Annotated in this window: 6 protein-coding genes; 3 read left to right on the plus strand and 3 right to left on the minus strand. The window is 39.8% G+C overall.

Annotated elements, in window-relative coordinates; translation table 11 throughout:
• Positions 1 to 327: 327 nt before the first annotated feature.
• A complete protein-coding gene (locus tag AC1DPZ_RS18565; RefSeq protein ID WP_477406133.1) occupies positions 328 to 2,604 on the plus strand; it encodes a glycosyltransferase family 4 protein in 2,277 nt (758 codons plus the stop codon).
• Entirely contained in the window at positions 2,605 to 3,624 is a 1,020-nt protein-coding gene (locus tag AC1DPZ_RS18570; RefSeq protein ID WP_477406135.1) for a glycosyltransferase family 4 protein, read from the plus strand.
• A 103-nt stretch (positions 3,625 to 3,727) separates the two neighbouring features.
• On the opposite strand, the gene AC1DPZ_RS18575 is transcribed toward AC1DPZ_RS18570, so the two are convergent.
• Positions 3,728 to 4,141: a hypothetical protein gene (locus tag AC1DPZ_RS18575; protein ID WP_477406137.1), complete on the minus strand. Its 414-nt coding sequence runs from the start codon at positions 4,139 to 4,141 to the stop codon at positions 3,728 to 3,730.
• A 407-nt stretch (positions 4,142 to 4,548) separates the two neighbouring features.
• Here AC1DPZ_RS18575 and AC1DPZ_RS18580 point away from each other — a divergent pair, with 407 nt between their 5' ends.
• The gene (locus AC1DPZ_RS18580; RefSeq protein ID WP_477406139.1) at positions 4,549 to 4,680 is read left to right on the plus strand and encodes a hypothetical protein; all 132 of its coding nucleotides are present in this window, start codon (positions 4,549 to 4,551) and stop codon (positions 4,678 to 4,680) included.
• Between the two features lie 2 nt (positions 4,681 to 4,682).
• On the opposite strand, the gene AC1DPZ_RS18585 is transcribed toward AC1DPZ_RS18580, so the two are convergent.
• Together AC1DPZ_RS18585 and AC1DPZ_RS18590 are read right to left on the minus strand one after the other, a co-directional pair.
• Positions 4,683 to 5,543, minus strand: coding sequence for an alpha-1,2-fucosyltransferase (locus AC1DPZ_RS18585; protein WP_477406141.1), 861 nt, complete (start codon positions 5,541 to 5,543; stop codon positions 4,683 to 4,685).
• Positions 5,544 to 5,602: 59 nt separating this feature from the next.
• Complete coding sequence (locus tag AC1DPZ_RS18590) at positions 5,603 to 7,072, minus strand: glycoside hydrolase family 130 protein (RefSeq protein WP_477406143.1); 1,470 nt, start codon at positions 7,070 to 7,072, stop codon at positions 5,603 to 5,605.
• Positions 7,073 to 7,270 lie beyond the last annotated feature (198 nt).

Below are 7,270 nucleotides of genomic sequence, written 5' to 3' on the forward strand. Positions count from 1 at the left end.
CTCATCATCAAACCTGGTGAAATTGAAAAAGCGTGTGAGGTAATTATAGAAGCCATAAACTACTGCACAGCCTGATTTGTAAGCAATATTCTCCATTTGCTGCTGGTAACTTTTAGGTCATCAATATTAAATAATATCTTATAAAATTTAGTTTTAATTAAATTGGTATGGTTTATGCATTTATCCACATAGCCATAAAAATACGCTGCAGGCGCCTCTATCTTTATAATCAAGAGCACTAATGCCCTTTTTTATAGTCAACGGAGTAAACAAACAATTAAAAATTGATGTTTTCTCTGTACCACAGTTTTTAATATTTCTACCAACATGAAAATAGCATATATATCTACCTATCCTCCCCGCGAATGCGGTTTAGCTACATTTAATCAAAATTTAATGTGTGCTATCAACGCGAACTTTCCTGAAAGGACATTACTGTTACAAGGCGGCTTTGTTGTTGCTTTAAATGATTCGGAAAGCATCCAGGAATACGAGTATCCGGAGGAGGTAAAATACGTTATCCGTCAAAATCACCAAAAGGACTATATCAAGGCAGCCAATTATATCAACACAAGCAATGCTGATGTTTGTATTATGGAACATGAGTTTGGCATTTATGGCGGCGAAAGCGGCATTTACATATTGCCATTGATAAACCGGTTAGAGAAACCTTTAATATCCATACTGCACACCATATTAAAAGATCCCAGCTATGTTCAGCGCATCATCATCCGTGAAATTGCCGAGCAGTCGTCAAAGATCATCGTAATGAGTCACCGGGCTGTAGAGTTTTTAACTTGTATTTATGAGATCCCCGCAGAAAAGATCCAGATCATTGAACATGGTGTGCCGGATATAGAAGCGCTGGAAGAAAACCCGGTAAAAAATCTCAGCACATTTAAAAACCACCGGGTAATGCTAACATTTGGTTTACTAAGCCGCAATAAAGGATTAGAAACCGTTATAAAAGCCTTACCTAAAATAGTAGCTAAACATCCGGATGTGATGTACGTGATATTGGGGAACACGCACCCTGGCGTTATCAAAAGTTCGGGCGAGGAATACCGTGATCACCTGAAATCATTGGCCGCACAATTAGGTGTATCACAAAACCTTGCGTTCATCAACAAATTTGTCCCGGAGGAAGAGCTGATAAATTACCTTACTGCCTGCGAATTATACGTTACCCCATACCTGAACGAGGCACAGATTACCAGCGGCACCTTATCATACGCTGTAGGTGCAGGTGCTGCCGTTGTATCAACCCCATACTGGCACGCTACCGAACTTTTAGCTGATAACCGCGGAAGGCTGTTTGATTTTAAAAACTCCGAAGCGCTTGCCGAAACCGTAATTGAATTGCTGGACCAGGACCGCGTTTTACTGGAATTAAAAGAAAACGCCTATCAATATGGCCTCCACCTGCGCTGGCCGGTAATTGGTTCCGAATTTATTAAAGCAGCACAGGAATCTGTTTCGAAGTATGATTTCAGCGACAAAATATTAAAGAACAGCATTGTTGACCCCGAAATACTCCCTAAATTCAGTTTAACACATGTATTGCGTTTAACCGATGATACCGGCATAGTACAGCATGCCAAATATGGTATCCCAAATTTAAAAGAGGGCTATTGTTTGGATGATAATGCACGTGCACTCATTATGGCGCTGATGGCTTACCAGCGTAATAAAAGCAAAGAAGCTTTTGAACTGCTTCCTATCTACCTAAGCTATATTCACTACATGCAAACCGATGACGGTAACTTCCGTAACTTCCTGAGCTTTGACAGGCGCTACCTGGATGAGGTGGGTTCTGAGGACTCATTCGGGCGTACCATTTGGTCATTAGGTTATTTGATAAGTTGCGCAGCCAGTAATTCATACAGGGAGTTTGCATTAGAGATCTTCCATAAATCGATACCGCATTTTGCAGCTTTAAAACATTTACGGGGAGTGGCCAATACTATTATTGGCGTAAGTTTGTATTTAAAGGTTTTCCCTACAGACGAAAGTATGGTTAAAATGTTGGCCGACCTTACTCAACCGCTTATAGATGCATATGAAAACACGCAATCAGATGACTGGCAATGGTTTGAAGAAAAAATGACCTATGATAACGCCATACTACCGCTTGCACTTTTGCATTCCTGCGAAATTACAGGTAACGATAATGCAAAAAGAATAGCACTTGCAACCATGGCATTTTTAGATAAGCTAACGCTATCTAACGGTTATTTAAGCCCGGTTGGTAATGATGGCTGGTATTATCGTGGCGGCACCTTCCCTACATTCGATCAGCAGGCCATTGAAACGATGGCCATGGTGTTGATGCATTTCCAGGCTTACCAGATCTTTAGGGTACCGCAATATGTTGAAAAAATGTTCCTGTGCTACAAATGGTTCCTGGGCGAAAACACCCTGCGTGCCCCTTTATATGACCATGAAACCAAAGGTTGTTGCGATGGCTTGCTGCCAAAAGGCATTAACCGTAACCAGGGTGCCGAAAGTACACTGGCTTACCTGATATCGCATTTAACCGTATTGAAAGCATTTGAGCTGGAATACGAATACAACAAATATGGGCAAAAACTGGAGATCTGTTAAATGAAGGTAGCTGTTTTAGCACCTGTAGCCTGGCGCACACCACCCAGGCATTACGGGCCATGGGAACAAATTGCATCAAATATTGCCGAAGGGTTAATTAAGCTGGATATTGAAGTTACACTTTTTGCCACCGGCGACTCTGTAACTGCCGGTAAACTGGATGCCGTTTGTGCAGCAGGTTACGAGGAAGACCGTAGCCAGGATGCCAAAGTACTGGAGTGCCTGCACATCAGTAACCTGATGGAAAAAGCCGGCGGGTTTGATATTATTCACAACAATTTTGATTTTTTGCCGCTTACTTATTCAGGCCTCATCAATACACCCGTTATCTCTACGATACACGGTTTTTCATCATCAAAGATCATCCCGGTTTATAAAAAGTATAACCACATAGGTAATTATGTATCCATCAGCAACGCCGATCGCAGCCCGGAGCTTAGCTACATGGCAACGGTTTATAACGGCCTGGATACCCGCGATTTTGAATTTAATGAAAAGCCGGAGGATTACCTGCTTTACTTTGGCCGCATTCATCCAGACAAAGGCACAGCCGAAGCGATCCAAATAGCAAAAAAAAGCAAACGCAGATTACTTATAGCGGGTATTATACAGGATGCAAATTACTACCGCGAAAAAATAGAGCCTTTTTTATCCGGTGAAATAGAATATGTTGGCCATGCCGGGCCGGATAAACGTAAAGCACTTTTAGGTAAAGCCGCAGCCTTGTTACACCCCATCAGTTTTAATGAACCATTCGGAATGAGTGTGGCGGAAGCCATGCTTTGCGGTACCCCGGTAATTGCTTTTAATAAAGGATCGATGCCGGAACTGATCAGGCATGCACAGACAGGCTTTTTAGTTAATACTGTTGATGAAGCGGTTGAAGCAGTGTCACGACTGGATGAAATCAAAAGGATTGATTGCTATAATTGGGCAGATTCCCGGTTTTCAAGCGAAAAGATGGTGGCAGATTATTTAGAACTATATGAGAAGATACTGGGTGGAAAACAAGATAGCTGAAAGCAAGCATAGGGGAAGAAAAAAGCCATAAACAAGTTAATGCGGTACTTTTTAAAGTATCACAACACTAAAAACGGGCTTTAAGCTTTTATCCCGTAAACTATCACCCGGCATCTCTTATCAATCCGTTTTCTTCGGAAGAATTACCTGATTCCGGCTGATTTAGGAAATCATTTAACGGCCTTATTTTGGTTTCGCCAAGCAGTGGATAAGGGTTCTCGGTAACTTCCTCCTGAACTTCTTCCTGCTGGTGCTGCAAAACTTCGGCCTTACGGGCATAGCTGTAACCTAATTTTTTGTTTTCTTCCTCAATAAAATTGAACAGATCGCCAAGGCATGAATAAACCGACTGCAAATATTTGTAGTTGGTTGAAGTAAGAGACTTGCCTAAGTCTTCAGGGCCCTTTCCAGGCTCACAAAAATTAAGTTTGGTAATAATACCATTAATCAGCTCAACTTCAAATTTGCCCTCATTGTGCCAGGTTAAGCTGTTTTTTATTTCTCTAAAATGATCCATTGTTTTATAAGTTTTTTATCATATAATAAATCATAACGCCCAGTGTAAAATTAAATAGGGCCACCTTTATTATTACATCAATGGATATGCCAAACTCATGTTTTTTTAAAAATTTTTAATAACCTGTCATATTAAATTGCAACGCCATTTTTTGAAAATGAACGACAAGAAACCAGGATACAAAGTTGAAATAACCGCTTATTATTTAGGATGGCTATGGAAGGCCGAAAGCAGAACGAAACATGGGGCATAGCTATTGAGCAATTTAGCAGGTTTTAACAAACACATTATAAATTGATAGCAACGATTTATAGTTACATTTTTTGTCCCCAATCAAGAAACTTCTTAAATGATGACCTCCTGAATTTTAATTATTTTCATAACTTACTATTAATTAACCCACAACAATGGCAAAGCAGTTAAAGCTCCTAAGCCTTAGTAATTACGTTCGTAAATCAGAAAAAGGTGACCGCAAAGAATTTGCTATTGAGATTTTTGAGAAGTTTACGCTTAAAAAAATCAGCACTGTCTGGCGATAGGATTAATCAAAAAACTCCTTAAACGAATTAATGGTGATTTTCTCGTCCGCCGATTCCATGTAGTAAGCAGGTACGGTGTTGTATAACGATGCCCAGCCTGTAAACGTGCTTGGGGGGCCAAATATATAGTTACATTCGGCAAGCAAATATAAATCCACAATTGCCGGCCGTTCGGCAATGACTGTTTTGAAACCGCTAAACTCGTTCGTGTCAAGCTTTTCCTGTGAACATATAATAAACACGCATTGTTTCCCCACAAAAAGCTGTTCTACTTCGCGCATTTTGTTAATATATACTTGGTTGTTATAAAACCATTTGCCACCGTTAAAATCGATATAATCGCCACGCCTTATGTGTACGCCTATTAATATATTACCCACGCTACGTGCCAAATCAATATTGTGCTTTACCGCTTCCTTGAATTCTTCCTTTGGCGAAAACAGGTTCCTGATTTCGGGCAGATATTTTTTAAAATTTGTATAATCCCTGTAAACCCATCCTTCGGGTACTACAACCCGGTGTTGCACCAATTTTAAAAATGCGGGAGCATTCATATCATATTGTGATAGCTGCAGATCATTTTCGGGAATGGAATGAAAAACAAGGCCAGGAAATTTAACCCTGAGTTTTAACGCAACAGCGTGAAGCTTATTTAAAATTTTGTTTATTATATTTTGCCATGTGCCCTGCGGGGTGATGATTACTTTAAGTGTATCATCAGCTACCGGAGTAAACAGTTCATAAAACTCAGGAAAACAGGTTATCAGTAATGAATAGTTATACGCTTTGCTATTAGCAATAAAATACGAAAAAAAATGCAACCTGTTGGCCAGTTGGCCGCTTACCCGTTTTATTATAACCACCTAATTAATTTATTATCTGTGGTTAAATTAGTACTATTTGACCTAATAACAAAAGCTGGTTATTCGCTTTTATCCTCTTTTAGCTTAGTTAACAGCTCCGCCAGGCTCACCTCGGCAAATGCGGTTGAGGAATCTGATACCCCATATGGGATAATCAGCTTGTCGTTGTGTATTATTGCACCACAGGAGTATAATACATTAGGCACATAACCCTCGCGTTCATCACTATTAGGGATCAGGAGCGGCTCATGCAGGCGGCCTACTTCAATAGCCGGATCATCCAGCTTTAATAAACTTGCGCCCAATACATAGCGGCGCATAGGCCCTACGCCATGAGTTATTACCAGCCAGCCATCCTTGGTCTCGATAGGCGAACCGCAATTACCTATCTGGATAAATTCCCAGGTAAATTTAGGTTGCTGCAGCAGGATAGGCTTTTCCCATATATTTATCTTATCCGCATACATGATGTAGTTGTTACAGCCATCAATACGGGATATCATTGCAAATTTGCCATTTATTTTACGCGGAAACAGGGCCAGGTTTTTATTTTGAGCGCCTGCACCATATAAGGGCATTATTTTGAAATTATAAAAATCTGTGGTTTGCAACAGCTTAGGCATAATGAGCGAACCATCGTAAGCAGTATAAGTAGCATAATAAACAGAACTGTCATCTTCATTAGTGAACTGAACAAAACGGGCATCCTCAATACCTTTACGCTCGTACTCAGATATGGGGAATATTACCCTATCGGAAATATCGGTATCTAATGAAAAAACAATCTCATAATATGAATCGGCCAGCCAAAGTATTTTATCATATTCCAGTTTTTTCATATCGCTTTCCTGTAGTCTTTGCGATTCGATAATGATGCGGCGCAGGTTGGCGTATTCAAAATGATGGTCGAGCTTTGATTCCAGCTCATTTAAAACATCAATATCTATCTGGGTTATGGCTGCTTTATCAAAAAAGAGTTTTTTATTATAAACGGCGTTGCGTACAATTTCGGCCTCATCGATATAATTACCCGCAGGTAAAATGGTAATATTATTAAATTTATCAATTAATCCACGGCGAAACGTGATAGATGAAATATGCCCCTCGCCTACCGCCCTGAAACTGATGATCACCCGGCGTTGTCCGTCTTCAAGTTCAGTCTGATCCGGGTCCTCAACAATAGATGGATTAAAGAAAGCAGCAGATTCTATAGAATATTCGTGTGTAAAATAAGAACCGATAAGCAATTTACGGCTAATCGTAAGTGTATCATAATCAATATTCAACTCAATAAATAGCGGTTTTAATTTGCTGCAATGACGATTTAAAACCCGGGTTATATTACGGTGACGTTTGGAGTATTCCTGCAACAGCGGCGATACAATACCAAAGGCAATTTCCTCGCTGATGCCCATTACGCGTTCTATTACTTCTTTAGCACGATCGTTACCATTGAAAAAGAATCTTGCAATTACTCGTTTGGGGTCGGGGTTAACTCTTATGGGTTTGCGTTCAATGGAAAGTCTCATATAAAAGAATAGTATTTACTTGGTAACAGCGTTTGGCTCAAATTGATTTTGGTAATTTTAAATAGACAAACGTAAATAATTTTATTAAAGTCTTAAAGGAAGCATATAATCTTAATCGGCTATCTTTTCTTCTTCTTCTTTGTCAATAAGTCTTTTATCTTTTTATCTATACCTTTTGTAAATTGCGCGCTTATGAAT

The organism is Mucilaginibacter sp. P4_G9, from assembly GCF_056400985.1.